Consider the following 25,531-nt stretch of genomic DNA (forward strand, 5'->3'; position numbering starts at 1 on the left):
GGCGCCGGTACCCCACCTTACCCGGCGTACCGCTCCAACGTCGTGCCATCGGGCGCGACGTCGCCCGCGTCCGGCACGGGCCCACGCCCACGGCGGCGGCGCAGCTGCAGGCCCACGAGCACCAGCAGCCCGGCCAGCACAAGCCAGCGTCGCATCATGCGGAGCCTTCCTGCTGGCCTTGCGCGTGGGACATGCATCGGCGCATGCGCTCGATTTCATCCGGCGTGGGCAACGCGGTGGGATCGACGTTGTCGGTCCCAGTCACCGCCGGCCTGTCGGGTGCGGGATCGAGCCGGCCCTCCGCGTCGAAACACACCCATCCGTACCACTCGCTTACTCGCCGGAGCTGCTGACCTTCCAGGAGTTCGACGTACCAGTCGGCCAGCCTGACCCGGCGGTTGGCAAGCTGCGGCAAGGACTTCTGCCCCTGCGCCAGTTGTACATAGGCGTCATGGGCCAGCGGTATCACGCTGCCCTCGTCGAGCAGGAAGACAAGGGAGCGGTGCGCAGACGGGTTGCCGGATGCGGTCATGACACACGTGCGGGCAAGGGCCGTTCCTCTTCATGGCAGCACGCCGGGCTTGACTCGCCCTCTGGGAGCCGACCGGGCCCAAGGCCTGCACGACCATGCTGCCGGCCCGGGTTTGGGGCAATGCGTGTTGAGATTGCCATCGTGGGAAGGTTCAAACTCGCTCCCACTGTGGTTTGCCGTTGGAGAAACGAGATGATTGCCTTCCAAGTCAATGACATGAGCTGCGGACACTGCGTCGGAGCCATCACCCGGGCCGTGAAGGCTACTGATCCCCAGGCGCAAGTCGATGTGGATCTCGCACGCCACCTGGTGCGGATCGATTCTGCGGCACAGGCGGCGCAATTGCGCCAGGCCATCGAGGACGCAGGCTACTCGGCCCGGCCCGTGCCGGTGGCAGCCGCCCCGCGCGGGGCCACCGCGCCGAAGCGCGGCGGCGGATGCTGCTGCGGTTGAGGGGGTTCGCGCGCTGCAGCCAGCGGGCCGCGCGGACTCCGTGAGAGCCACACCCGCCATGACGCCGGCGCGGCCCTCGCCAGGCAAAGTCATGGCGGTATGGCGTCGGTTCCCGGCAGTGCCATGCACAGCACCTCCGCCAGGTGATGCACCGGCCGCCCGGTGGCCTGGACGATCTGCTCGCGGCAGCTGTAGCCGTCGGCAACCACCAGCGCGTCCGGCGCCAGCTCGCGCACCGCGGGCAGCAGCACGCGCTCGGCGCAGCGCATCGACACCTCGTACTTGCGCGCCTCGAACCCGAAGGAGCCGGCCATGCCGCAGCAGCCGGTATCAGGCTGACGCAGGTCCAATCCCGTCTGCTTGAGCAGCGCTAGCTCGGCCTCGGTGCCCAGCACCGACTTGTGATGGCAGTGCAGGTGCACCAGCGCCGGGCGGCGCAGCGGCGCCAGCGCCAGGTCGGGGGCGCGCTGCTGCAGGAAGTCGCTGAGCAGGAAGCTCTGTTGCCGCAGCCGCCGCGCCTGCTCGTCGTGCGGCAGCATCATCGGCAGCTCCTCCTTGAACACCGACAGGCAGGCGGGCTCCAGCACGACGATGGGCGTCCCGGCGTGAAGGTCCGCGTCCAGCTCGTCCAGCACCCGCCGCAGGTAGGTGCGCGCCGCATCCAGGTAGCCGAACTCGTACAGCGGCCGCCCGCAGCACAGCCGCCGCCGCGGCAGCCGCACCGCGAAGCCGGCGTGCCGCAGCACCCGCACCGCGGCATGCGCCACCTGGGGATGGAAGTGGTCGTTGAAGGTGTCGGGCCACAGCAGCACCTCGCCACGCAGGCCGGGGCCGTCGTCGCGCCGCCACTCGAAGCCGGCGCGAAAGCTGTGCCGCGCGAAGGCCGGCAGCCGCCGCTGCGGCGCGATGCCCACGCCCCGCTTGGCCAGTCCGGCCCAGGGCTCGTGCTGCAAGAAGGCGTTCACCACGCCCGGCGCCAGCTCGGCCATCGCGCAGCAGCGGTCGATGAAGCCGAAGACGCGCGCGGCCAGCGGCCTGGCGTGGTGCTCGTGGTAGTGCGACAGGAACTCGGCCTTGTACGCCGCCATGTCCACCTTCACCGGGCACTCGTGCTTGCAGGCCTTGCAGGAAAGGCACAGGTCCAGCGCCTCCTTCACCGACTCGTCCTGCCAGCCGCGCTTGAGCACGCCCTGCTCGCGCTCGCCGTTGAGCATCTCGAACAGCAGGTGCGCGCGCCCGCGCGTGGAATGCTGCTCCTCCAGCGTCGCCTTGTAGCTCGGGCACATGGTGCCCTCGCGCTTGCGGCACTCGCCCACGCCCACGCAACGCAGCACGCTGCGGCTGAAATCGCCCTGGTCGTCGGCGAAGAACATGCGCGTGGCCACGGGCAGCGGCCGGTAGCTGGTGCCCAGGCGCAGGTGCTGGTCGGCGCGGTAGGGATGCACCACCTTGCCCGGGTTCATCAGGTTGTCCGGGTCCCACAGCGCCTTGAACTCCTCGAAGGCGCGCACCAGCGCCGGCCCGTACATGATGGGCAGCAGCTCGGCCTTGGACTGGCCGTCGCCGTGCTCGCCCGAGATCGAGCCGCCCAGCGAGGTGACGAGCCTGGCCGCGTCGTGCAGGAAGCGGCGGAACTTGTCGATGCCGGGCTGCGTCTCCAGGTCGAAGTCGATGCGCGTGTGCACGCAGCCCTGGCCGAAGTGGCCGTAGAGGTCGCAACCATAGCCGTACTCGTCGAACAGCCGGCGCAGCGCACGCAGGTACTCGCCCAGCCGCTCGGGCGGCACGGAGGAGTCCTCCCAGCCTTCCCAGGTGACGGGCGCATTGGGCACGTGCGCCGTGGCACCCAGGCCCGACTCGCGCACCTTCCAGAGATGGGCCTCCTGCACGGGGTCGTCCACCCGCTTCATGGAGGGCGGCTTGTCCACCTGCTTGAGGCGGTCCATCAGGGCCTGGGCCTTGGCGTCCGCCTCCTCGCGCGTGTCGCCGCCGAACTCCACCAGCAGCCAGCCCTTGCCTTCGGGCAGCAGGCCGACGTAGTTGACGTGCAGGTGGGTGTGCTTCATGTCCTCGATGAGCCGGTCGTCCAGGCCCTCCAGCGCGATCGGCCCGGCCTGCATGACATCGACCACGTGGTCGCCGGCTTCATAGACGCTGTCGTAGCCCAGCACCAGCAGCGTGCGCGCCTTGGGGTTGGGCAGCAGCCGCAGCGTCGCTTCCAGGACCACGACGCAGGTGCCCTCGCTGCCCACCAGCGCCTTGGCAAGGTCGAAACCCTTCTCGGGCAGCAGCGCGGGCAGGTTGTAGCCCGAGACCCGGCGCGGGATGTCGGGGAATTTCTCCCGGATCAGCGGCGCGTAGCGTTCGGCCAGTTGCTTGAGCCCGGCAACGATCTCCGCTGCGCGCCCGCCGCCGGCACGCAGGCGTGCCAGGGCCGCGTCGTCGGTAGCGCCCACCGTCAGGCGCAGGCCGTCGTGGGTGAGCACGTCCAGCTCGATGACGTTGTGCACCGTCTCGCCGCCCATGACCGAATGCGGGCCGCAGGAGTTGTTGCCGATCATGCCGCCCAGCGTGTTGTGGTCGTGCGTGGCCGGGTCGGGCGCGAAGGTCAGGCCGTGGCGCGCGGCCTGGTCGCGCAGCTCGTCCAGCACCACGCCGGGCTGCACGCGCGCCGTGCGCGCGGCCGGATCGATCTCCAGCACGCGGTTCATGTGCTTGGAGAAGTCCATCACGACCGCGACGTTGCAGCACTGCCCGCACAGGCTGGTGCCACCGCCGCGCGAGAGCACGGGCGCCCGGAACGCGTGGCAGGCGGCGACGGTGGCGATCACGTCCTGCGCGTCGCGCGGGATCACCACGCCGATGGGCACCTGCCGGTAGTTGGAGGCGTCCGTGGCGTAGAGGGCGCGGCTGCCGTCGTCGAAGCGCACCTCGCCGCGCACCGTCTCGCGCAGGCGGCGCTCCAGGGCCGCGGTGTCGAGCGGCGCCGCCAGCATGGCCATCGCGCCTCAGCCGCGCTTGGCCGTGAGCCCGTCCCAGGCCTCGCGCATGCTGGCCATGACGGTCTGCAGCGCCTCGGGGTCGCCGTGCAGCAACGCCTTGGCGTAGTGCCGGGCCTGCTTCCACGTCACGTGCGGCGGCAGCGGCGGCACGTTGGCGTCGGTCACCATCTCCAGCAGCACGGGGCGGTCGGCCGACAGCGCCTGCTCCCAGGCACCGGCGATCGCGTCCGGATGGTCCACCCGCAGGCCGTGCAGGCCCAGCATCTGCGCGTACTGGGCGTAGGGGAAGGCCGGCAGCACCTGCGAGTCCTCGAACTTCGGATCGCCCGCGCCCACGCGCTGCTCCCAGGTGACCATGTTGAGGTCGCCGTTGTGCAGCACCATGACCACCAGCCGCGGGTCGCTCCAGCGCCGCCACTGGTGCGCGATGGTCACCAGCGCGTTGAGGCCCAGCATCTGCATCGCGCCGTCGCCCACCAGCGCCACCACCGGGCGGTCCGGGTAGGCGAACTTGGCGGCGGTGGCATAGGGCACGGCCGGGCACATGGTGGCCAGGCCGCCGGAGAGCGAGCCCATCATGCCGCGCCGGGCCTTGAGGTCGCGCGCGTACCAGGCGGCGCTGGTGCCGGAGTCGCAGGTGAGGATGGCGTTGTCGGGCAGCCGCGGCGACAGCTCCCAGAACACGCGCTGCGGGTTGATCGGCTTGGCCTCGTTCATGGCGCGCTGCTCCAGCACCTGCCACCACTGGCGCACGCCGGCCTCGATCTTGTCGCGCCACGCGCGGTCCGCCTTGGGCTGCAGCAGCGGCAGCAGCGCCTGCAGCGTGAGCCGGCTGTCGCCGACGAGGTTGACCTCCATCGGGTAGCGCAGCGAGAGCTTGCGGCCGTCGGTGTCGATCTGCACGCCGCGCGCTTGGCCCTCCTTGGGCAGGAACTCCGAGTACGGGAAGCTCGACCCCACCATCAGCAGCGTGTCGCAGCCGCTCATCAGCTCCCAGCTCGGCACGGTGCCCAGCAGCCCGATGGAACCGGTGACATAGGGCAGGTCGTCGGGCACGGCCATCTTGCCCAGCAGCGCCTTGGCGACGCCCGCGCCCAGCGTCTCGGCCACGGCGATGAGCTCGTCGGTGGCGTGCAGCGCGCCGGCCCCGGCCAGGATGGCCACGCGCTGGCCGGCGTTGAGCACGTCGGCCGCGGCCTGCAGGTCGGCCTGCGCCGGCAGCACGCGCTTGGCCGTGAACCCGATGCCCGAATGGACGGTGCCATGCTCGCGCGGCGGGTCGGGCTCGGCCTTCAGCTCCTGCAGGTCGTTGGGCAGGATGACGCAGGTGACGGTGCGCTGGTCGCGCGCGATGCGCATGGCGCGGTCCACCAGGTGGCGGATCTGCGCCGGCACGGTGGCCATGTGCACGTACTCGTGGGCCACGTCCTTGAACAGGCTCAGCAGGTCCACCTCCTGCTGGTAGTCGCCGCCCAGCGCCGCGCGCGCCTGCTGCCCCACGATGGCGACCACCGGCTGGTGGTCGGCCTTGGCGTCGTACAGGCCGTTGAGCAGGTGGATCGCGCCCGGCCCGGAGGTCGCCATGCACACGCCCACCTCGCCCGTGAACTTGGCATGCGCGGTGGCCATGAAGGCCGCCAGCTCCTCGTGCCTGGCCTGGATGAACTCGACGCGGTCGCTGCAGCGGTCCAGCGCGCCCATCAGGCCGTTGATGCCGTCGCCGGGGTAGCCGTAGATGCGGCGCACGCCCCACTCGTGCAGGCGCTGCAGGACTTGGTCGCTGACGGTCATGGTCATGGCATGGGCCCCTTCGGTGGCAGTGAGCGATCGCCTGGAAACCAGCGCAACCTCCCTGCAGTCGCGACGGCGAAAGCCTTGAGCCGGCATCGCGGCAAGCGCGGTGCCGGTGTGCTTAAGAGCGGCTTAAGCACGGCAGGCAGGACATGCTCGAAAGCGGCTGGTCCTCGCCGCGCTCGGCCCGGGCCTCTTCCTTGCCCGCATCCGGGCAGGGCCCCGTGCCCGCACCGTCGAGGAATGCAGCTGCCGTGAGACCGGCCTTCATGTTTGCCACTGGCATCGAGAACTCATGCCCGACCATCGACGGTGGCCGCATGCGCCGGGACGAGATGGACGCCTGTGGCCACTACGCGCGCTGGAAGGAGGATTTCGATCGCGTGCAGGCGCTCGGCCTGTCGTTCCTGCGCTATGGGCCGCCCATCCACCGCACCTGGCTCGGTGCCGGACATCACGACTGGTCCTTCGCCGACACCACCTTCGCCGACCTGGCGGCGCGCGACATCGTTCCCATCGTGGACCTGTGCCATTTCGGCGTGCCGGACTGGATCGGCAACTTCCAGAACCCCGATTTCCCTGCGCTGTTCGCGGACTACGCCGCCGCGTTCGCCCGCCGCTTTCCCTGGGTGCAGCTCTACACGCCGGTCAACGAGATGTTCATCTGCGCCTTGTTCTCCGCCTCCTACGGCTGGTGGAACGAGCAGCTGCGCAGCGACCGCGCCTTCGTCACGGCGCTCAAGCACGTCGTCAAGGCCAACGTGCTGGCGATGCGCGCCATCCTCGGCGTGCGCCCCGACGCCCTCTTCATCCAGAGCGAGTCGTCCGAGTACTTCCATGCCGACAACCCGCGGGCCATCGGCCCGGCCGAGGTGCTCAATGCCCGCCGCTTCCTGTCGCTGGACCTGAACTACGGCCGGCGCGTGGACTCGCAGATGTACGAGTACCTGCTGGACAACGGCATGACGCGCGAGGAGTACCACTTCTTCCTGGGCCAGCGCCTCAAGCACCACTGCATCATGGGCAACGACTACTACGTCACCAACGAGCACCGGGTGTGGGAGGACGGCCGCACCGCCGCGGCCGGCGAGGTGTTCGGCTACGACGAGCTCACGTGGCAGTACTACGACCGCTACCGGCTGCCGGTCATGCACACCGAGACCAACCTCGCCCAGGGCCCCAACGGCGACGAGGCGGTGTACTGGCTGTGGAAGGAGTGGGCCAACGTGCTGCGCCTGCGCAACGACGGCGTGCCCATCCTGGGCTTCACCTGGTATTCGCTCACCGACCAGGTGGACTGGGACACGGCGCTGCGCGAGGCCAACGGCCGCGTCAACCCGCTGGGGCTGTACGACCTCGACCGCAGGATCCGGCCCGTGGGCCAGGCCTACCAGAAGCTCATCGCCGACTGGCGGGAGGTGCTGCCGACGCAGAGCGTGTGCCTGCAGGTGCCCGTGGTGCGGCCGCGGCGCTACGCGCAGTCCTGGGCCGCCGGCCAGCGGTCCGAGGCCTCGGCCGGACTGGCCCGCACGCCCACCGAGCCGCACGACGTGCAAGGAGGCTGATCATGCGATTCCAGGACAAGGTGGCCATCGTCACCGGTGCGGCCAGCGGCATCGGCCTGGCCGTGGCCCGGCGCCTGGGTCAGGAGGGTGCGCGCGTGCTGGTCGCCGACCTGGATGCCGGCAAGGCCGGGGCGGCCGTGCAGCAGCTGCGCGACGACGGCGCGCCCGACGCGCTGGCCCAGGCCTGCGACGTGGCGCAGGAGGAGCAGGTCGCCGCCGCCGTGCAGGCGGTGCTGCAGCGCTGGGGACGGCTGGACGTGGTGGTCAACAACGCCGGGCTGATGGTGTTCAAGCCGCTGCAGGAGCACACGGCCGACGACTGGATGCGCGTGCTGTGCGTGGACCTGATGGGCGCCTTCTTCTTCACGCGGCAGGCCTTCGTCCACATGCGCCCGGGCGGCGCGATCGTCAACGTCTCCAGCATCCACGCCGAGGAGACCACGCCGCTGGTGGCCTCCTACGCGGCGGCCAAGGCCGCGCTCCTGTCGCTCACGCGCTCCACCGCCATCGAGGGCAAGGCCAAGGGCATCCGGGCCAACGCCATCCTGCCCGGCGCCGTGGACACGCCGATGCTGTGGGCCAATCCGAACCTGAAGTCGGGCATCGAGACCGTCAGCCTCGCCGACGTGGGACAGCCGCAGGACGTTGCCGCCGCCGTGGCGTTTCTCGCCTCCGACGAGGCGGTCTTCGTGCAGGGCGCGGCGCTGCGCGTGGACGGCGGTCGCCTGGACCGCCTGTAGCCTCCGTCCGAAGTCCGCCCCGTTGGGGACGCAGGGGCGTCAATCCGCATGAAGACGCCCTTGCTCCGCGCTGGAGCGCAGGTCTCGGCGCACCCGCCGTGCCAGGCGCAGCACCACCTGCTGCAAGCCGACCAGCACGGCGGTGATGGCCACCGCGGTGGTGAAAAGGACCAGGCTGTGCTCACCCGCGGCCTGCAGGCCGAAGCTCAGCGCGGTGGACACCGCGGGCGGGTGCATGAGGTCCAGCGCCACCATGGCCCCGATCACCACCAGCATCGACAGTCCGGCCGCCAGGTAGCCGGGCCCCAGTGCCACATGGCATAGCCAGCCGATGCCCGCCGCCGCGAGCTGCGACAGCACCAGCGTGCGCACGCGGTTCATCTCGTGCTCGGGATCGAGGTAGATCAGGAAGGCGCTGGAGGCCAGCGACGCGAACAGCAGCCGCTGCTGCGCCAGCGCCTCCACGAAGGCCAGCACCAGCAGCACGGTGGCGGTAGGCAGCAGCGCCAGCAGCAACTCGCCGCGAAGCCCGCCGCGCCGCGGCGAGCGCTCAGTGACCACGGCCCGGCCCGGCGGGCGCGTCGGGCACGGTGGCGTGCCCGCGCAGCGCCGGCTCTTCGCCGGCCTGCTCGTCCCTCATCTCGCGGCTCAGGAAGTAGTTGAGCGCGGTGCGGATGATGGCGATGGCAGCGAGCTTGCCGATGCGCTCCCAGGTCGGCGCCACCGAGGTGGACAGGATGTCGGCCGCCAGCTGCAGCTCCAGCGCCAGCGTGAGGTAGCGCGCGAACGCCAGGCGTATGGGCGTGAAGCTCGTGCCGCGGGCGTTGAGCGCATGCCGTACCAGGCCGAACACCGCCACCACGATGCCCGCGGCGATGACCAAGGCTCCCAGCGTCTCCACCAGCAGGCGCAGCCACTCGACGGCACGCTGGACGGTTTCCTCAACATCGCCGTAATTCATGGGTGGTTCCTGGACGTCGCAACGGGTGGTGATGAGGGGCCATGCCCGCGCGATGCTCGGCTCACCGCGCGTCGCCGGCCGGCGATGTGGACGAGCGGCGGGTACCGCCCTTCGGAACCTGTTCGCAAGGGCCTGGGTCGCGGACGGCGCGCAGACAGCCCGGCCCCAGCTCGCGAACCGACGCCACGCCCAGCAGGCCCATCGCGTCCAGTGCTTCCTGGTGCAGGATCTGCAGCGCGCGCTGCGCACCGGCCGCGCCGCCTGCGCACAGGCCGTAGAGGACGGCACGGCCGGCCAGCACCGCATCGGCGCCCAGGGCCAGCGCCTTGAGCAGGTCGGTGCCGCGGCGCAGCCCGCCGGAGACATAGAGCGCCATGCGCTGGCCCACGATGGCGCGGGCCTCGGGCAGCACGTCCAGCGCCGCCACGCTCCAGTCCAGCTGCCGGCCGCCATGGGTGCTGAGCACGATGCCGTCCACCCCGGCATCCAGCGCCCGCCGTACATCGTCCGGGTGCAGCAGTCCCTTGAGCAGGAAGGGCTTGCGCCAGCGCTGCCGGATGCGCTCGACCGTGGCCCACGACAGCGAGGCCGGCTGGTGCTCGCGGATCCAGAACGCGGTTTCGAAGAAGCCGCGCCGGTCCTTGGGCACGAAGTCCACCACGTTGCTGAACGCGGGCAGGCCATGCGCAAGCAGCGTGGAGGCGAGCCAGCGCGGATGCAGCGCGGCATCGATGGCGCTGGACAGCGACAGCCGGGTCTTCGTTGCCTGGGTGCGGGTGGACCACTCCCGGTTGCCGAAGATCTGGGCGTTCGTGGTCAGCACCAGGGCCTCGCAGCCGGCCGCGTCGGCACGCCGCAGCAGTTCCTGCCACACCTCGTCACCGCCGAAGACGTAGAGCTGCCACCAGTGGCGCAGGCCCGGCACGCGCGCCACGTCTTCCATCGTGTCGTTGGACATCGTGCTCTGCACGAACGGCACGCCGCACGTGGCAGCGGCCTGGGCCAGCGAGGTGTCGGCATGGTGGCAAAACAGGCCGTTGAGCCCGGTCGGCGCGACCACGAGCGGCATCGGGGCTTCACGCCCGAGCAGCGCCGTGGCCAGGGTGCGCTGCGACACGTCCACGAGTTGCCAGGGCATGAAGCGCCAGTGGCCGTAGGCGCCGCGCTCGCGTGCGAGGCTGGCCTCCTCCTCGGCGCCGCCTTCCAGGTACTCCAGCACGAACCGCGGCATCCGCCGGTGCGTGATCGCGCGCAGGTCCTCCACCGCCACCGCGCGCGCCAGGTCCCGGCCCCTGTAGTAGCGGCGTCTAGGGCTGCCGCCGAGTTGGGCCACAGCGGCGTGGCGCAGCGGGTCGCCCATGGGCGCAGGGCCTCCAGTGCTCCAGCGATTGCGCGCCCCGGGCGCTCACTCGTCGGCACGGATCAGCGCCAAGCCGCTTTCGGGGTCGCACACGCGCTTGAGGTACGACGGGGAGTCGATCACCAACACCTCCAGCGTCGGCCTGACACGGGCTTCAAGCAGGTGGCCGCCGACCGTGCTGCCGTCACGGCGGCCCAGCACCACATGGGCATGCAGCTTGGGGCGCCCCGCGTCGAGCGCCACGTCGCCCACGAGGGACAGCACCTCGACCTGCTCCTGCACCGGGATGTGCTCATAGTCCTTGCGCTCCCAGTCGAAGTAACCCAGCGTGGCGCGCTCGAACGCGCCGATGGCCGTGATGCGGCTGGCCTCCAGGCCCTGCTCGACGGCAAACCGCTCCAGCAGGGAGACGACCTCGTCGCCATGTTCGAAGACGAGCGCGAACGTGCGCTCGGGTCCCTCGTTGATGAGCTTGGCTTGCATGGCAGTCCTTCATTGGCACCGAACCTGCCCACGCCGCCTGCCACCGCAGGCGGCGCAGGGCCTCAAGACGCGAGCGCGGCAAGCGCGATGCCGACGTTCCTGGCACCCCCTGCGAGGCCATTCGCCTCGAAAGCCGGGGCCACCGCAGCCGTGCCGGCGGCGGTACGCGGCCGCGGCGCCTGCTGCGGCAAGATTTGCACAAATGCAACTGGACCCCTTGGCGCGGGCAAAGGCGCCAGCGCCTCAGGCCACCGGCGCCGCCTCCGCCACCACCACGCGGTTGCGGCCATGCTCCTTGGCCTGGTAGAGCGCCTGGTCGGCGCGGCTCAGCAGCGCCACGGCGTCGGTCTCGCCGGGCGCGAAGGCCGACAGCCCGATGCTCACCGTCACGGACAGCGGCCCTGCGGGGGTGGGAATGCGCTGCGCCCCCACTTCCTCGCGCAGTGCCTGCGCCAGCACTAGCGCTCCCTCCGGCGTGGTCTCGGGCAGCAGCACCGCGAACTCCTCGCCGCCCAGACGGCCGATGCGGTCGGTCAGACGCAGCCGCCCGCGCAGCGCGGCGCTGACCTGCACCAGCACCGCGTCGCCCACGGGATGGCCATAGCGGTCGTTGACACGCTTGAAGTGGTCCAGGTCCAGCATCAGCAGCGCGCCCTCGCGCCCGTGGCGGCGGTAGCGCTGCAGCGCCTGCACCACCTCTTCCAGGAAGGCGCGCCGGTTGAGCAGCCCGGTGAGCGCATCGGTGGTGGCCAGGCGCTTGAGCTCCTGCTCCTGGCGCTTGCGCGCGCTGATGTCCTCCATCACGGCGATGAAGTGGCGCGGGTGCCCCTCGTCGTCGGCCAGCGGCGTGACCGTGTGCGCCACGTGGTAGTGCGTGCCGTCGGGACGGCGGTTGATCATCTCGCCGCGCCAGACCTCGCCGGCCAGGATGGTGCGCCACATCTGCGCGTACGCCTCGGGGCGCTGCTGCCCCGAGCTCAGCAGCTCCTGCGGGCGGTGCCCCACCAGCTGCGCCAGCGTGTAGCCGCTGAGCCGGCTGAAGGCGGGGTTGGCCCACTCGATCACGGCATGGGCGTCGGTGATCATCACCGCGTTGTCGGCCGCATCCAGCGCCGCGCCCAGCAGCCGCAGCCGCGCCTCGGAGCGCTTGCGCTCGGTGATGTCCTGGAACACGCCCACGAAGTGGCGCGGGTTCCCCTCGGCGTCGCGGTCCACGGTGATGGTCAGCCACTCGGTGAAGGTCTCGCCGCTCTTGCGCCGGTTGACGATCTCGCCGGCCCACATGCCCTGCGCCAGCAGCTGCGTCCACATCGCCGCGTAGAAGGCGCTGTCGTGCTGCCCCGAGGACAGCAGCGCCGGCGTGCGGCCCAGCACTTCCTCGCTGGTGTAGCCAGTGATGCGCGTGAAGGCCGGGTTCACCGAGACGATGCGGCTGCTGCCGTCGGTGATGATGATGGCCTCCGCGCTGATGGCGAAGACCAGGCTGTTGAGGTGCAGCGCCTCGTCGGCGCGGCGCTGCGCCGTGACGTCCAGCTGCAGCACCAGCGCGCAGCGCAGGCCCTCGCGCAGCAGCGGGCGCACGAGGATGCGGAACCAGCGCGGCCCCTCCACGCCGCCCACGCGGAAGCTGCCCTCGTACGCGTCGAGTTCCCCGTCCAGGACCGCGGCAATGCCCTCCTCCAGCCCGCCGCGGCCGTCCTCGGGCTGGAACAGCCCGGCCAGCGCCGCGTAGTGCACGTCCTGCGGCACCCCGGCCGCCAGCACGGCGTCGCGCGCCATGTCGCGCCAGGCCTGGTTGAGCATCAGCGCCCGGCCGTCGGGGCCGAACAGCGTCACGCTGGCCGGCAGCGCATCGAGCAGCCGCACCTGCTGCTCCACCTGCTCGGCCTGGCTGCGCATGCGCCGCAGCGTGGCGCCGCGCAGCAGCCCGTAGCCCGTGAGCATCGCCGCGGCGCCCAGCACGATCAGCGGCACCGCGATCAGCTCCAGCCGCCGCGCCTCCGTGCGTGCCTGCGACAGCGCCTGCGCCTGCTCCACCCGCACCACCACCGTGAAGGGCCGCGTGCGGTCGCCGCGCCAGGCCGTGATCCATTCGCCCAGGCCCGCGAGGGGCTGCACCAGCGTGCCCATCTCGGCGCCGTCCTGCCAGCGCCGCACCAGCGCCTGGTTGGCCGTGCGCCAGACCGGCGACAGCTCCTCGCGCGTGCTCAGCAGCAGCTCGCCGTCCCAGCGCAGCACGTCCACCGCGCCGGGCGCGTCGGCGTCGCGCGCCAGCAGCCGGTTGAGGAAGAAGTCCGCGTTGAGCGTGGCCACGACGCCCAGGCCCTGCGGCCCGCCACCCAGCACCACGGGCACGAAGCCCAGGTCCGTGCCGGCCAACGGGTCACTGCCCAGCGGACGCCCGTCGGCCAGGTCGCGCCCGGCCTGCGCCCGTCCGATGCGCAGCAGCGGCTCGCCGGGATCGGCCTCGGGCAAATAGCTGCTCAGGTGCACGCGCACGCCCACGTTGGCCGCGTTGGAGCTCGCCATCACCACGCCGCGGCGGTCCAGCAGCGACAGCGAGCGCAGGTGCGGCGCGTCGAGCAGCACCTGGCGCAGCCGCTGCTCGCGCCCCTGCGCGCCGCTGTCCTGTGCCTCGGCCTGCAGCAGCCCGCGCAGCGACAGCTCCACCGCCGCCAGCGTCTGGCCGAAGAGGTGGCCGCTGTGGCGCGCCTGCAGCACCGCAAGCTGTCGGTGCGCCAGCACCTGTTCCTGCTCCAGCCGCTCGCCGTGGTAGTGCAGCGCCCCCAGGGCTCCCAGCGCACCCAGCACGATGGCCACCACGATGGACAAGTCCGCCAGTCGGCTCCACTTCACCACGCGCATCGGCAGCCTTTCTCCGCCCGCACCACGCTCAGGGCTCGACGACGATGGGCATCAGCCCATGGCGGCGCGCCGCCGCCGACAGCCGCCCGTCGCGCTTGATGCGGGCCACGAAGCTCTCCATCTCCTGCCACCAGCGCTCGTCGCCCGGCGCCACGGCCCAGGCGTAGGGCGTCACGTGGTAGGTGGACGTGGGCGCCACCAGCCGCGCCCAGTCGGTGCTGGACAGCATGCGGCGGCTGTAGGGAAAGTCGGTCATGAACACGTCGGCACGGCCGGACTCGACCTCCTGCTCGCGCGCGTTGGGCGTGTCCAGCACCGCCAGCTGCGCCTGGCGCAGCCGCTCGCGCATCACCGGCTCGTGCAGCGTGCCGCGCGCCACCGCCACCACCACGCCGGGACGGTCGATGTCGTCCCAGGTGCGGATGCGGCGGTTGCTGCGCGTGGTGATGGCGTAGATGTCGCTGGCCAGGTAGGGCGAGGTGAAGCGCAGCTTCTCCTGGCGCGCGGGCGTGATGCCGATGGCGAACATCGCCACGTCGCAGCGGTCGCCCAGCACGTCCTCGAACAGCTTGGCGAAGCTGCTGTCCACGAAGCGCACCTCCACGCCCAGGTCCTTGCCCAGCGCCTGCGCCAGGTCGATGTCGATGCCCGCGAGCTGGCGCGTCACCGGATGGCGGTACGAGATGCCGTAGTAGTCGGGCCAGATGCACACACGCAGCTCGCGCGCCTGGCGGATGCGCTCCAGCCGACCGCCCGGCTCCGCAGCCACAGCAGTGGCGGCACACAGCGCCGGGACCAATGCAAGCGTCAGAGCCCTTGCAATGCGTCGAAGTGAAAGCGGCATCAAGGCTCCAGGAACTGCTCGGTACACCCCCTATTTCGGCCGTCCCGGCCGGGTGTTGAGAGCGAGAGCCGCTTTCTTGTTGCTTTTGCGAGACGTTTTCTTGCGGCCCCGAGCGGATCAGGCCGGCTCGCCCAGGCTCACGCCGATCTCGCGCGCGCAGTCCAGCAGCGGGTGCTGTGCCGGGATGCTGCGCCGCCCGCGGGCCACGGCCTCCAGGGGCACGCTGGTGAGCTCGCCGCCCTGCAGCGTCACCATGCGGCCGAACTCGCCGCGGCACACCAGCCGCGCCACCTCGTTGCCGTAGCGCGTGGCCAGCACGCGGTCGAAGGCCGTGGGCGCGCCGCCGCGCTGCACGTGGCCCAGCACCGTGGCGCGCACCTCGCTGTGCAGCCGCGGCTGCAGCTGCGCCGCCAGCACGTGCGCCACGCCGCCCAGCCGCACCGGCTCGTCACGGCCCTCGATGCGCTCCTGCACCACCACGTCGCCGCCGCGCGGCCGGGCGCCCTCGGCCACGCAGATCACGGTGAAGCGCTGCCGCGACTCGCGCTCGCGGCACACGGCGGCCACGGCCTCGATGTCGTAGGGAATCTCGGGCAGCAGGATCACGTCGGCCGCGCCGGCGATGCCGGCCTCCAGCGCGATCCAGCCCGCGTCGCGGCCCATGGTCTCCAGGATCATCACGCGCCCGTGCGCCTGTCCCGTGGTCTGCAGCCGCTCCAGCGCCTCGGTGGCGATGGACACCGCAGTGTCGAAGCCGAAGCTGCGCTCGCAGCCCACGATGTCGTTGTCGATGGTCTTGGGCACGCCCACCATCGGCAGCCCGCGCTGCAGGATCGCCTGCGCGATGGCCATGGTGCCGTCGCCGCCCACGGCCACCACCGCGTCCAGGCCCAGCCCCTGCGCGCTCTCGACCACGCGCTGCGTGCCCTCCTCGCCTTCGAGCAGCGGGTTGCGGCGGTTGCTGGTGCCCAGGACCGTGCCGCCCAGGTGGATCAGCCCGCTCACCGCGCGCCAGTCGAGCTGGCGCACGCGGCCTTCCTGCAGCCCGGCAAAGCCGTCCTCGATGCCCACCACCTGCGCCCCGCACTGGCGGATGAGCGACTTGGTGACGGCGCGGATCACCGCGTTCAGGCCCGGGCCGTCACCGCCTCCGGTCAATACGCCGACTCTCATGCACATGCTCCGTTGGATTCACAACCCCGGAGTGTGCAGTCGGCGCAGCGCGCCTCGGCGCCGTACCGCGCCGCGCCCTTCAAGCCGCGTCGGCCAGCGCCCAGGCGGCGCGCTCGAAGCCGTCGTCGCCGGGACCGTCGGTCTCCAGGTCCAGGCCCAGCCAGGAGGTCTTGTCCTCGATGCACTCGCCCTCGTCGAGCGCGGGCTCGCCCGGGGCGTCCATGTCCGCCAGGGCCAGCGCCAGCGTGCCGAACGGGCCGAATTCCTGGTGGCCGTTGACGTCGATCCAGTGCCAGCCGTCCGGCCGTTCGAACACGCGCAACAGGCGCTCGTCGCCCAGCTCGCGCAGCGAAGGCTGCTCCAGCATCTCAAGGTCCCGCATCGTGCCCATGGTGTCCGGCGCCCTGGCGCCGCTCTCCGTTCTCGCTGATGTCACGCCCCCACTCTAGAAAGGCCCGGCCCGCGCGGATTGACCTCGCGCAAGGTGCCGCATGCCATCCGTCACGCCCGCGGCCGCTTCGTGCATCCGGTCGCGATCCCGCGCCGTTCGGCGTCACGACACCTTGCGCCGCTGCACCCGCTGCCCGTCGCGCACCGCGCTGGAGGGGTACACCACCACCTCCTGCCCCGGCTTGAGCCCGCTCCTGACCCAGGCCTGCGCGCCGTTGCGCGCGGCCACCTCCACCGGCTGCAGCCGTGCGCGCCCGCCGTCCAGGCGGTACACCGCCATCGCCTCGCCGTCCTCCACCGGGAACACCGCGCCCACCGGCACCTGCACCGCGCCTTCCACCGACAGGGTGACGATGCGCACGCCCACGCGGTAGGCGTCGCCCAGCGCGCGCCAGGCGGCAGGGTCGCCAGCCAGGTCGATGAGCACGCGCACGCGCTGCTCCTCCACGCCCAGCGCCGACACCTTGGTGAAGGCCGCGGGCTCCACCAGCCGCACCCGGCCTTCGAGCGCGCCCGCGCCGCCCCAGCGCTCGACCAGCACCCGGCTGCCCGGCACGGCCTTGAGCGCGTCGGTGGTCAGCAGCTCCGCCACCACTTCCAGCTGCGCCGTGTCGCCCAGCTCCAGCAGCGGCGTGCCCACCGCCACCGCGCCTTCGCTCTGCTGCGCCACGCGCAGCACGCGCGCGGCCACGGGCGAGCGCAGCACGAAGGCGCGTCCCTGCGCCGCGGCCGGGCCGCGCTGCACGGTGCTCAGCGCCGCGCGCGCCTGCTCCACGTCGTGCCAGGCCACGCGGCCGTCCTGCTCCGCGGCCTCCAGGTCGCGCTGCGCGGCCAGCACCGCGAGCTGGTCGTTGTCGAAGCGCGACAGCGACACGAAGCCCTGGCGCACCAGTTCGCCGCTGCGCGCGGCCTCGGTGCGAGCCTGCTGCAGGCCCACCTGCGCGCGCGCCACGCGCGCCGCGGCGCGCTCGCGCCCGGCCAGCGCCATCTCCAGCCGCGCCTGCTGCTCGCGCAGCGTGCGCTCGTCCTGCAGCACCGGCAGCACCGGCGTGAGCAGCGCCACCGGGTCGCCGGGCTGCACCGCGTCACCCTCGCGCAGCGCGATGCGCTGCAGCACGCCGGCCAGCGGCGCGCTCACCACGTAGCGGTCGCGCACGCGGGTCTTGCCCTCCTCCTCGATCACGGCCTCGAAGGTGCCCTGCGTCACCGCCGCGGTCTCCACCGGCACCGGGCGCGGCGCGAAGGCCCAGCCCAGCAGCGCCACGGCCAGCACCGCGCCGACGGCGGCGAAGGCCCAGGTCTTTCGCTTCATCTCGCCTCCTTGCCCGTTCGCCCTGAGCCTGTCGAAGGGCCTGCAGCCCGGCATGGCCGGCAGGCTTCGACAAGCTCAACCCGAACGGAGATCTGGATGGGAAAGGTGCCAGGTCGCATCAATCCCTCGTCTTCAAGACCGCCACCATGTCCAGCCGGTCGATGCGCCGGCGCACCACCAGCGCGCTGGCCACGCCGGCGGCCACCACGGCCAGGGCGGCCCAGGCGTAGGTGCGCGCGCGCACCACCACCGGGAACATGAACTGGTCGCTCTGCAGCGCCTGCGCCACGCCGTGCATCAGCGCATAGCCCAGCAGCATCCCCAGGGGCAGCGCCACCGCGATCGACAGCGCCAGCTCGCCCAGCAGCAGCGCCGACACCTCCGCGCGCGTGAAGCCCAGCACGCGCAGGCTCGCCAGCTCCCAGCCGCGCTCGGCCAGCGCGATGCGCGCGTTGTTGTAGACCACGCCCACCGCGATCACCGCCGCGAAGGCGGTCAGCACCGTGCTCATGATGCGCACGTTGCGCGCGCTGATCTCCTGCATGTTGCGCAGCATCGTGGCCTTGCTGAAGGCACCGGCGATGCGCGGCATGCGCTGCGTGGCCGCCAGCAGCGCCGCCTCGCTGCCGCGCTGCACCGACAGCACGAAGCCGGTGGAGACGTCGCCGTCGCCCAGCAGGCGGTTGAGCTGGCGACGGTCCATGTAGGCGTTGAGCCCCATCATCTCGCTGACCGTGGCCGACACCTGCAGCTCCAGCGTGCGCGGCCGGCCCACCAGCACCTCGGCGCGCACGCTGTCGCCCGGGCGCACGCCGAGCTTGTCGGCCAGGCGGTCGGTGAGCACCAGGCCGCGGTCCTCCAGCAGCAGCTGGCGCCGCTCGGCGTCGATCACGCGGTAGAGCTCGGCGCGCGGCGCGTAGCCGCGGATCAGCCCGCGCTCGTGGCGGGCGCCGTGGCTGAAGTTCACGGGCACGAAGTGCGTGGACTCCACGCCCAGCACGCCCGGCAGCCGCGCCAGCTCCAGCCGTGCGGCGTCGTCCACCGCGTCGTTCATCCACACCGTCACGTCGCCGCGCAGCGACAGCGTGAACTGCGTGTCCACCACCTCGTCGATGGCGTCGCGCAGGAAGTTGCCCATGATCGTGATGGCCACCGCCGCGGCGATGCCGCCGATGGACAGCAGCGTGCGCAGCGGCCGTCGCTCCATGTTGCGCAGCACCATGCGCAGCGCCGGCGCCAGGCGGCGCACGCCCAGCCGCTCCAGCAGCGTGGGCCGGTAGCGCCCGGGCGCGGGCGGACGCATGGCCTCGGCCGGCGCCAGCCGCACCGTGGCCAGGATCGCCCCCAGCGTGCCCAGCACCGCGGTGGCGGCGGTGACGCCCGCGGCCAGCGCCAGCAGCCCCGTCGCCACGCGGTGCTCGAAGTGTGGGAAGCGCAGGAACTCCGCGTACAGCGCCGTGAGCCGCCCGCCCAGCCACTGGCCCAGCGCGAGCCCCAGCAGCAGCCCCAGCGCCACGATCAGCAGCACCAGCTTCAGGTAGTGCAGCGCGATGGCGGCGTCCGGGTAGCCCAGCGCCTTGAGCGCGGCGATCTGCTCGCGCTGCGTGCCCACCAGGCGCGAGACCACGACGTTGAGCAGGAAGGCCGCCACGCCCAGGAAGATCGCCGGCAGCACGGTGCCGATGACGCGCTGCGACTTGATCTCGTTGCCCAGCATCACGTGCGAGGCCTGGTCGGCGCGGCCGTGCACGTCGCGCCCGCCATAGGGCGCCAGGCGCTGCTGCAGCGCGGCGATCACCGTGGGCTCGGACGCGCCGGGCGCCAGCCGCACGCGCACCTGGTTGAAGGCGCCGCGCAGGTCGTAGGCGGCCTGCAGCACCTCGCGGTCGATCCAGAACACGCCGTAGCCGCGCTGGTCGGGCATGCCCCACAGCCCGGCGAAGATGAACTCCGGCGACAGCGCGGTGCCGACGATGCGCAGCTGGCGCTGGCGCCCGTTCACCAGCACGCCCACGGTGTCGCCGAATCTCAGGCCGCGCACCTGCGCGAAGGCCTCGGACACCAGGGCGGGAATGGCACCGTCCTGCGCCACGCCGCCTTCGGCCTGCAGCGGCTGCCCGGCGCTGACGGTGACGCGGTTGAGGCGCTGCGGCACGCGCAAATCCAGCCCGATGAGCTGGCCGATCACGGGGTCGGGCGAGCCGGGAATCGTCACGCGCACCATGGCTTCGACGCCGGTCTGTACCTCGGCCACGCCGGGCAGCGCGCGCAGGCTCTCCTGCAGCCCGTCGGGCGCGCGCTTGAGGCCGGCGAACACGTCGGCGAAGCGCCCCTCGGCGTAGTAGCCGTCGCGCGCCCAGGCCAGCGAGTCCACCGCCGACAGGCTGGTGAGGAAGCCCCCCACGCCGCTGGCCACCACCAGCGCGATGGTCAGGGCCTGCGACCACATCAGCCGCAGGTCGCGCAGGAGCTTGACGTCGAGCGCCTTCATGCCGCGCTCCGCTCACCAGACCAGCTCGGAGGCCGGCACCTTGCGCGCGTTCACCTCCACGCGCTGCAGCCGGCCGTCGCCCATGTGCAGCACGCGGTCGGCCATGGCGGCGATGGCGGCGTTGTGCGTGATGACGATGGTGGTGGTGCCCGTGTCGCGGTGCACGCCGCCGATGACCTCCAGCACCAGCTTGCCGGTGTGCACGTCCAGCGCACCGGTGGGCTCGTCGCACAGCAGCACCTCGGGGCGCTTGGCGATGGCGCGCGCGATGGCCACGCGCTGCTGCTCGCCGCCGGAGAGCTGCGCCGGGAAGTGGTCGCGCCGCGGCGTCAGGCCCACGCGGTCCACCGCCTCGTCCACGGACATGGGGTGCTCGGCGATGTCCGTCACCAGCGCCACGTTCTCGCGCACCGTGAGGCTGGGGATGAGGTTGTAGAACTGGAACACGAAGCCCACGTGGCGGCGCCGGTACTCGGTGAGCGTGCCCTCGTCGGCGCGGGCGAGGTCCAGGTCGCCGAAGCGCAGCTCGCCGGCGCTGGGCACGTCCAGCCCGCCCAGGATGTTGAGCAGCGTGGACTTGCCGCTGCCCGAGGGGCCCAGCAGCACGATGAACTCGCCGCGCGCGACGTCCAGGTCCACGTCGCGCAGCGCGCGCACCTCGGCGGCGCCGCTGCCGTAGGTCTTGCTCAGGCCGCGGGCGTGGAACAGCGGTGCTTCGGCCGCCGTGGCCGCGGGCATCGCGGCAGCGGCGGGGGCCGTTCCAGGCGGCCCGGACGTGATGGCGGTGGCAGGCACGAACGCATCTTTGCGCCTGGATTCAGGGCGGGGCTTGATGCGGCTCAAGCGACGGGCAGGCTTTCGCCAGCCCGGCACCCGCTCCGCAACACCTCAGGAAAAGGCGCGCCGCCAGCCGCCGAGCAGCCCCGCGGCCACCAGCGCCAGGACGTACATCGCGTTCGGCTCGGGGGCGGGAGCCTGCGGCGGCGCCCCGGCCGCGCTCGGCGCGGCGGCCGTGGCCGGGGACAGCGTGGGCGGCGGCAGGTCCGCCGGGGCCTGGGCCTCGGCGAGCGGCGCCATGGCCGCGGCGGCCGGCGTGTCCGCCAGGCCCGGCGCGGGCAGCGCCAGCGCGCACGCGGCAAGTGCCAGCGTGGCCAGGAATCGGTCCGTCAGCCTCCAGGGCCTGCGAGCGTTCATGCGTCACCTCCAACGACGAGGCGCATGCGGCCTCCCCGACGCATGCCAACACGGAGGGGCCGGCCCCGGGTCATGGCCCGGCCAGGCTCGGCCTCCGCATGCAACACAGCATCGGCGCGACCCTGCGTCGCCGCCGTGACGCAGATCAACGTCCGCGCACGACGCCTTCGAACAGGGGCTGCTTTCATACATCGGTTGCCTTCGCAACGATCGTCGCGCCGCTTGACCCCGCTCAAGGCCGCGGCTTCGGATCGGCGCTCAGAATGGCTCGCGCCTGAAGAGGAGGTGCCTTCATGAGAGCCATGGTGTTGCAGCGGCCCGGCACGCCGCTGGTGCTGCAGGAGCGTCCCGACCCGGTGCCCGGTCCGGGCGAGGTGCGGCTGCGGGTGCTGGCCTGCGCGGTGTGCCGCACCGACCTGCACGTGGTCGACGGCGAGCTGCCCGGCACGCGGCTGCCCGTGGTGCCGGGCCACGAGATCGTGGGCGAGGTCGAGGCGCTGGGGCCGGGCGTGGAGACGCTGCGCCCCGGGGACCGCGTGGGCGTGCCGTGGCTGGGCCACGCCTGCGGCCACTGCGACTACTGCGCGCACGGCCACGAGAACCTGTGCGATGCGCCGGCCTTCACCGGCCACACCCGCGACGGCGGCTTCGCCACGCACGTGGTCGCCGAAGCCGCGTTCTGCCTGCCGCTGCGCGCCCAGGCGGCCGACGCGGTGCACCTGGCGCCGCTGCTGTGCGCCGGGCTCATCGGCTGGCGCTGCCTGCGCGCGGCCGGCGACGAGGCCCGGGCGCTGGGGCTGTACGGCTTCGGCGCGGCGGCGCACCTGGTGGCGCAGGTGGCGCTGCGCCAGGGGCGCGAGGTGTACGCCTTCACGCGCGCGGGCGACACGGCGGCGCAGGACTTCGCGCGCCGGCTGGGCGCGACCTGGGCCGGCGCCTCCGAGGAGACGCCGCCGCGGCTGCTGGACGCGGCGATCCTGTTCGCCCCCGTGGGCGCCCTGGTGCCGCTGGCGCTGCAGGCGCTGCGCAAGGGCGGGCGCGTGGTGTGCGGCGGCATCCACATGAGCGACATCCCGGCCTTCGCCTACCGGCTGCTGTGGGAGGAGCGGCAGGTGGTGTCGGTAGCCAATCTCACGCGGCGCGACGGCCTGGAGTTCCTGGACCTGGTGGCCGCCCGGCCGCTGGAGGTGCAAACCAGCGTCTACCCGCTGGAGTTGGCCAACCAGGCGCTGGACGACCTGCGCGGCGGCCGGCTGCAGGGGGCGGCGGTGCTGGTGCCTTGATGAGAGCGCGCTGCTGGCCGGAGAAACACGGCCGGCAGCGCGCCCGTCCGGCAAGGAAACGCGCGCACCCTCCGTCACGGCTTGACACAAAATGGGTCCCTCGGCGCTGTCCTGGCCGGCCAGCGTCGCCGCGGGGACGCCGCCTCCTCCCGGGTGCCGTGTCATCGACGGACGTTTTGGGGGCTTCTTGCAACATTCCGAACCGGCTTCCAGGTTGCCGCGCGCCGGCGGACTGCCGCTTCCGCCGGCGATCGGCCTCGCGCTGGGGCTGCTGCTGGCGGTGGCGCTGGCGGCGCTGTGGTTCCAGGACGTTGCCCGCGAAGCCGTGCGCGGGCGCGCCCACACGCACCAGGTACGGCTGGAGCTGACCGAGCTGCGCAACGAGGTGCTGGAGCTCTCGCGCGCGGTGCGCGGCTACGTGGCCACCGGGCGCGAGGACTGGCTGGAGCCCGGGCGCGAAGCGCAGCGCCAGGCGCCGCGGCGTCTGCAGCGGCTGCGCCAGCTCAGCGAGCGCCACCCGGCGCAGCAGCAGCGGCTCGCGGCGCTGGAGCGGCACCTGCAGGCGCTGATCGAGCTGGACGAGGCGGTGCTGCGCGCCGCGGTGGTGCAGGGCCTGCCGGCCGCGCGCCAGCGCATCGCCGCGAGCACGGGCCCGGCGGAGCTGGCAGCGATGTCAGGCCTGTTCGATGCGCTGGACGCGGAGGAGCTGCGGCTGCTGGGCGAGCGCGACGCGGCGGTGCAGCGCAACACCAACCTGACCATTGCCGTGACGGCGCTGGGCAGCCTGCTGTCGCTGGCGCTGGTGGCCTGGGCAGGCTGGGGCCAGCAGCGCAGCCTGCGCCGGCTGGGCGACACGGTGCGGGCGCTGGAGCAGGCGCAGGCGTCGCTGAGCCAGGCCAACACCCGGCTGCAGGCGCAGGCCGGGCAGACGGCCGAGCTCAACGAGGCGCTGTGGCGCTCCATCGGCGACGGCGTGGCGCGGCCCTCGGCACAGCCATCGCCGCAGCGCCTGGACGCGCCGGAGCGGCTGGAGGCGCTGCGGCGCACGCAGCTGATGGACACGCCGCCGGAGGAGGACTTCGACCGCTTCACGCGGCTGGCGGCGCTGACGCTGCAGGCGCCGCTGTGCCTGATCAGCCTGGTGGACGACCGGCGCCAGTTCTTCAAGAGCGCCTTCGGGCTGCCCGAGGCGCTGGCGGGCTCGCGCGAGCTGCCGGTGCAGGAGTCGTTCTGCCAGTTCGTCGTCACCTCTGGCGAGGCGCTGGTGGTGGAGGACGCGCGGCACGCGCCGCCGCCGCGCTACGCCCTGCCGGTGCCCGAGGGCGTGGTGGCCTACCTGGGCGTGCCGCTGGCCACGCCCGACGGCCACGTGCTGGGCAGCTTCTGCGTCGTGGACGACAAGCCGCGGCAGTGGACGGCGCTGGAGCGCATCGCGCAGTCGGTGCTGGCGGCCGTGGCGGTGCGCATGCAGCTGCGCGCGCTGGAGAAGCACGTGGCCGTGCGCACGGCCGAGGTGCAGCTGCTGGCCGGCGCGCTCAAGCACTCGCTCAACGGCGTGAGCATCGTGGACAGGCGGGGCTACATCACCTACGCCAACGACGCTTTTTCCCTGCAGTTCGGCTACGAGCGGCCCGAGGAGGTGGTGGGCCAGCCCGTGGAGCTGCATTGCACGCAGCCCGGCCAGGCGCAGCGCATCTACGAGGAGCTGCGCGCCTGGGGCGCCTGCCGCACCGAGCTCACGGCGCGGCGGCGCGACGGCAGCCCCCTGGAGGTGCTGGTGGACGTGTACCTGGCGCGCGACGAGGGCGGGCACGAGGTCTACGTCGGCACCACCATGGACATCACCGAGCGCAAGCGCGCCGAGCAGGCGCTGCGCCTGGGCGAGGAGCGCCTGCGCCTGGCGCTGGAGGCGGCGCGCATGGGCGCCTACGACCACGACCCGGCCACCGGCGAGGTGCAGCGCATCGGCACGCTGTACGTGTCCCTGGGGCTGGCGCCGCGCGGCCACGGCGAGGAGTACCTCGATCGCGTGCATCCCGAGGACCGCGCGATGCTGCGCTCGCGCATGGCCGGGGTGAGCCCGGCGCAGCCGGGCTACACGGCGGAGTACCGCCTGCGCACGGCCGCGGGCGGCTGGGCCTGGACGGCCGACCATGCGCAGGCCAGCTTCTCCGATGCCGGGGAGCTGCAACGCCAGATCGGCATCAACATGGACATCACGGCGCGGCGCGAGGCCGAGGCCGGGCTCAAGGCAGCGCTGGCGGAGAAGGAGGTGCTGCTGCAGGAGGTGCACCACCGGGTGAAGAACAACCTGCAGGTGGTCTCCAGCCTGCTGCAGCTGCAGCGCCGCCAGCTGCGCGACCCGGCCATCGAGGCCGTGTTCAGCGAGACCGAGCACCGGGTGCGCGCCATGGCGCTGGTGCACCAGCGGCTGTACCAGCAGTCCACGCTGTCGGCGCTGAACTTCGCGGACTACCTGCGCACGCTGGCGGACCAGCTCATCCGCTCCTTCGGCGCCGAAGGCCGGGTGCGCCCGGCCTGCGAGCTGCAGCCCCTGACGCTGCCGGTGAACACGGCCATCCCGCTGGGGCTGATCGTCACCGAGCTGATCACCAACGCGCTCAAGTACGCCTACGGCCCGGGCAGCGAAGGCGTGCTCGGCCTGGTGCTGCGCATGCCGGAGGCCGAGCCGGCCGCGCCGCGCAGCGTGGTGCTGGAGGTGCACGACAGCGGCCCCGGCCTGCCGCCGGGCTTCGAACCCGCCGGCGCCACCAGCCTGGGCATGCGGCTGGTGACGCTGCTGTCGCGCCAGCTCGACGCCCTGGTGGAGATCGGCCCCGGGCCGGGCACGCACTGGCGGGTGACGGTGCCGCTGGGCGCGCCGGGCAACGCCGCGGCCGGCAGCGGCGCGGCGCCGGCCGCCGTGGCAGCCTGACGCGCGTGGCGCTGGTGCGGTAGCTGGCCCTGCGTCCTAAGCGGCTTGCTGGACGGGCCGCCGGTGCGTGCCAGCACCGCCGCGCAGGGAACGTTAC

General features: G+C 72.6%; 21 protein-coding genes. 5 read left to right on the forward strand and 16 right to left on the reverse strand.

The window, feature by feature from the left end:
* Positions 1-17: 17 nt before the first annotated feature.
* Complete coding sequence (locus H537_RS52275; RefSeq protein ID WP_156901341.1) at positions 18-155, reverse strand: hypothetical protein; 138 nt, start codon at positions 153-155, stop codon at positions 18-20.
* On the reverse strand, positions 155-532 hold the full coding sequence (locus H537_RS0102410; protein ID WP_028996618.1) for a hypothetical protein: 378 nt from the start codon (positions 530-532) through the stop codon (positions 155-157). The genes H537_RS52275 and H537_RS0102410 overlap by 1 nt, the downstream gene beginning before the upstream one ends.
* 192 nt (positions 533-724) lie before the next feature.
* On the opposite strand from H537_RS0102410, the gene H537_RS50570 reads away from it, so the two are divergent.
* Positions 725-985, forward strand: coding sequence for a heavy-metal-associated domain-containing protein (locus H537_RS50570; protein ID WP_028996619.1), 261 nt, complete (start codon positions 725-727; stop codon positions 983-985).
* A gap of 89 nt (positions 986-1,074) precedes the next feature.
* Here the strand turns inward: H537_RS50570 and H537_RS0102420 are convergent, their stop codons facing one another.
* Together H537_RS0102420 and H537_RS0102425 are read right to left on the reverse strand one after the other, a co-directional pair.
* The gene (locus H537_RS0102420) at positions 1,075-3,981 is read right to left on the reverse strand and encodes an FAD-binding and (Fe-S)-binding domain-containing protein (protein ID WP_028996620.1); all 2,907 of its coding nucleotides are present in this window, start codon (positions 3,979-3,981) and stop codon (positions 1,075-1,077) included.
* A gap of 12 nt (positions 3,982-3,993) precedes the next feature.
* A complete protein-coding gene (locus tag H537_RS0102425; RefSeq protein ID WP_028996621.1) occupies positions 3,994-5,784 on the reverse strand; it encodes a thiamine pyrophosphate-requiring protein in 1,791 nt (596 codons plus the stop codon).
* Positions 5,785-6,032: 248 nt separating this feature from the next.
* On the opposite strand from H537_RS0102425, the gene H537_RS0102435 reads away from it, so the two are divergent.
* Together H537_RS0102435 and H537_RS0102440 are read left to right on the forward strand one after the other, a co-directional pair.
* Positions 6,033-7,343 (forward strand): family 1 glycosylhydrolase, encoded by a 1,311-nt coding sequence (locus H537_RS0102435; RefSeq protein WP_211234956.1) that lies wholly within the window; start codon positions 6,033-6,035, stop codon positions 7,341-7,343.
* A 2-nt stretch (positions 7,344-7,345) separates the two neighbouring features.
* Positions 7,346-8,083: an SDR family NAD(P)-dependent oxidoreductase gene (locus H537_RS0102440; protein ID WP_028996623.1), complete on the forward strand. Its 738-nt coding sequence runs from the start codon at positions 7,346-7,348 to the stop codon at positions 8,081-8,083.
* A gap of 39 nt (positions 8,084-8,122) precedes the next feature.
* Here H537_RS0102440 and H537_RS40730 read toward each other — a convergent pair whose 3' ends face one another.
* From H537_RS40730 to H537_RS0102500, 12 genes are all read right to left on the reverse strand, one after another.
* Positions 8,123-8,644 carry an HPP family protein gene (locus H537_RS40730; protein ID WP_051241613.1) on the reverse strand — a complete coding sequence of 174 codons (522 nt, stop codon included), beginning with the start codon at positions 8,642-8,644 and terminating at the stop codon, positions 8,123-8,125.
* Positions 8,634-9,044 carry a DUF1622 domain-containing protein gene (locus tag H537_RS0102450; RefSeq protein WP_028996624.1) on the reverse strand — a complete coding sequence of 137 codons (411 nt, stop codon included), beginning with the start codon at positions 9,042-9,044 and terminating at the stop codon, positions 8,634-8,636. Before H537_RS0102450 ends, H537_RS40730 begins: the two co-directional genes overlap by 11 nt.
* Positions 9,045-9,105: 61 nt before the next feature.
* The gene (locus H537_RS40735; protein WP_051241616.1) at positions 9,106-10,404 is read right to left on the reverse strand and encodes an alpha-hydroxy acid oxidase; all 1,299 of its coding nucleotides are present in this window, start codon (positions 10,402-10,404) and stop codon (positions 9,106-9,108) included.
* Positions 10,405-10,449: 45 nt separating this feature from the next.
* Positions 10,450-10,887, reverse strand: a complete 438-nt coding sequence (locus H537_RS0102460; protein WP_028996625.1) for a PPC domain-containing DNA-binding protein — start codon at positions 10,885-10,887, stop codon at positions 10,450-10,452.
* Between the two features lie 243 nt (positions 10,888-11,130).
* Complete coding sequence (locus tag H537_RS50575; RefSeq protein WP_051241617.1) at positions 11,131-13,752, reverse strand: diguanylate cyclase; 2,622 nt, start codon at positions 13,750-13,752, stop codon at positions 11,131-11,133.
* A gap of 28 nt (positions 13,753-13,780) precedes the next feature.
* Positions 13,781-14,596, reverse strand: a complete 816-nt coding sequence (locus H537_RS0102470; protein ID WP_084150323.1) for an ABC transporter substrate-binding protein — start codon at positions 14,594-14,596, stop codon at positions 13,781-13,783.
* 117 nt (positions 14,597-14,713) lie between these two features.
* Positions 14,714-15,769 carry a 6-phosphofructokinase gene (locus H537_RS0102475; RefSeq protein WP_028996628.1) on the reverse strand — a complete coding sequence of 352 codons (1,056 nt, stop codon included), beginning with the start codon at positions 15,767-15,769 and terminating at the stop codon, positions 14,714-14,716.
* 79 nt (positions 15,770-15,848) lie between these two features.
* Positions 15,849-16,205 (reverse strand): hypothetical protein, encoded by a 357-nt coding sequence (locus tag H537_RS40740; RefSeq protein ID WP_156901343.1) that lies wholly within the window; start codon positions 16,203-16,205, stop codon positions 15,849-15,851.
* A gap of 117 nt (positions 16,206-16,322) precedes the next feature.
* Entirely contained in the window at positions 16,323-17,531 is a 1,209-nt protein-coding gene (locus tag H537_RS0102485; RefSeq protein ID WP_028996629.1) for an efflux RND transporter periplasmic adaptor subunit, read from the reverse strand.
* Positions 17,532-17,649: 118 nt separating this feature from the next.
* Entirely contained in the window at positions 17,650-20,022 is a 2,373-nt protein-coding gene (locus H537_RS0102490) for an ABC transporter permease (RefSeq protein WP_028996630.1), read from the reverse strand.
* Positions 20,023-20,034: 12 nt separating this feature from the next.
* Positions 20,035-20,760: an ABC transporter ATP-binding protein gene (locus H537_RS0102495; RefSeq protein WP_028996631.1), complete on the reverse strand. Its 726-nt coding sequence runs from the start codon at positions 20,758-20,760 to the stop codon at positions 20,035-20,037.
* Positions 20,761-20,910: 150 nt separating this feature from the next.
* Positions 20,911-21,216, reverse strand: a complete 306-nt coding sequence (locus H537_RS0102500) for a hypothetical protein (protein WP_028996632.1) — start codon at positions 21,214-21,216, stop codon at positions 20,911-20,913.
* A gap of 293 nt (positions 21,217-21,509) precedes the next feature.
* Here H537_RS0102500 and H537_RS0102505 point away from each other — a divergent pair, with 293 nt between their 5' ends.
* Positions 21,510-22,499 carry a zinc-dependent alcohol dehydrogenase family protein gene (locus H537_RS0102505; RefSeq protein WP_028996633.1) on the forward strand — a complete coding sequence of 330 codons (990 nt, stop codon included), beginning with the start codon at positions 21,510-21,512 and terminating at the stop codon, positions 22,497-22,499.
* Positions 22,500-22,686: 187 nt separating this feature from the next.
* A complete protein-coding gene (locus H537_RS0102510; RefSeq protein ID WP_084150325.1) occupies positions 22,687-25,434 on the forward strand; it encodes a histidine kinase dimerization/phosphoacceptor domain -containing protein in 2,748 nt (915 codons plus the stop codon).
* The last annotated feature ends 97 nt before the right edge of the window (positions 25,435-25,531 follow it).

Source organism: Azohydromonas australica DSM 1124 (assembly GCF_000430725.1).
Classification (GTDB): Bacteria; Pseudomonadota; Gammaproteobacteria; order Burkholderiales; family Burkholderiaceae_C; genus Azohydromonas; species Azohydromonas australica.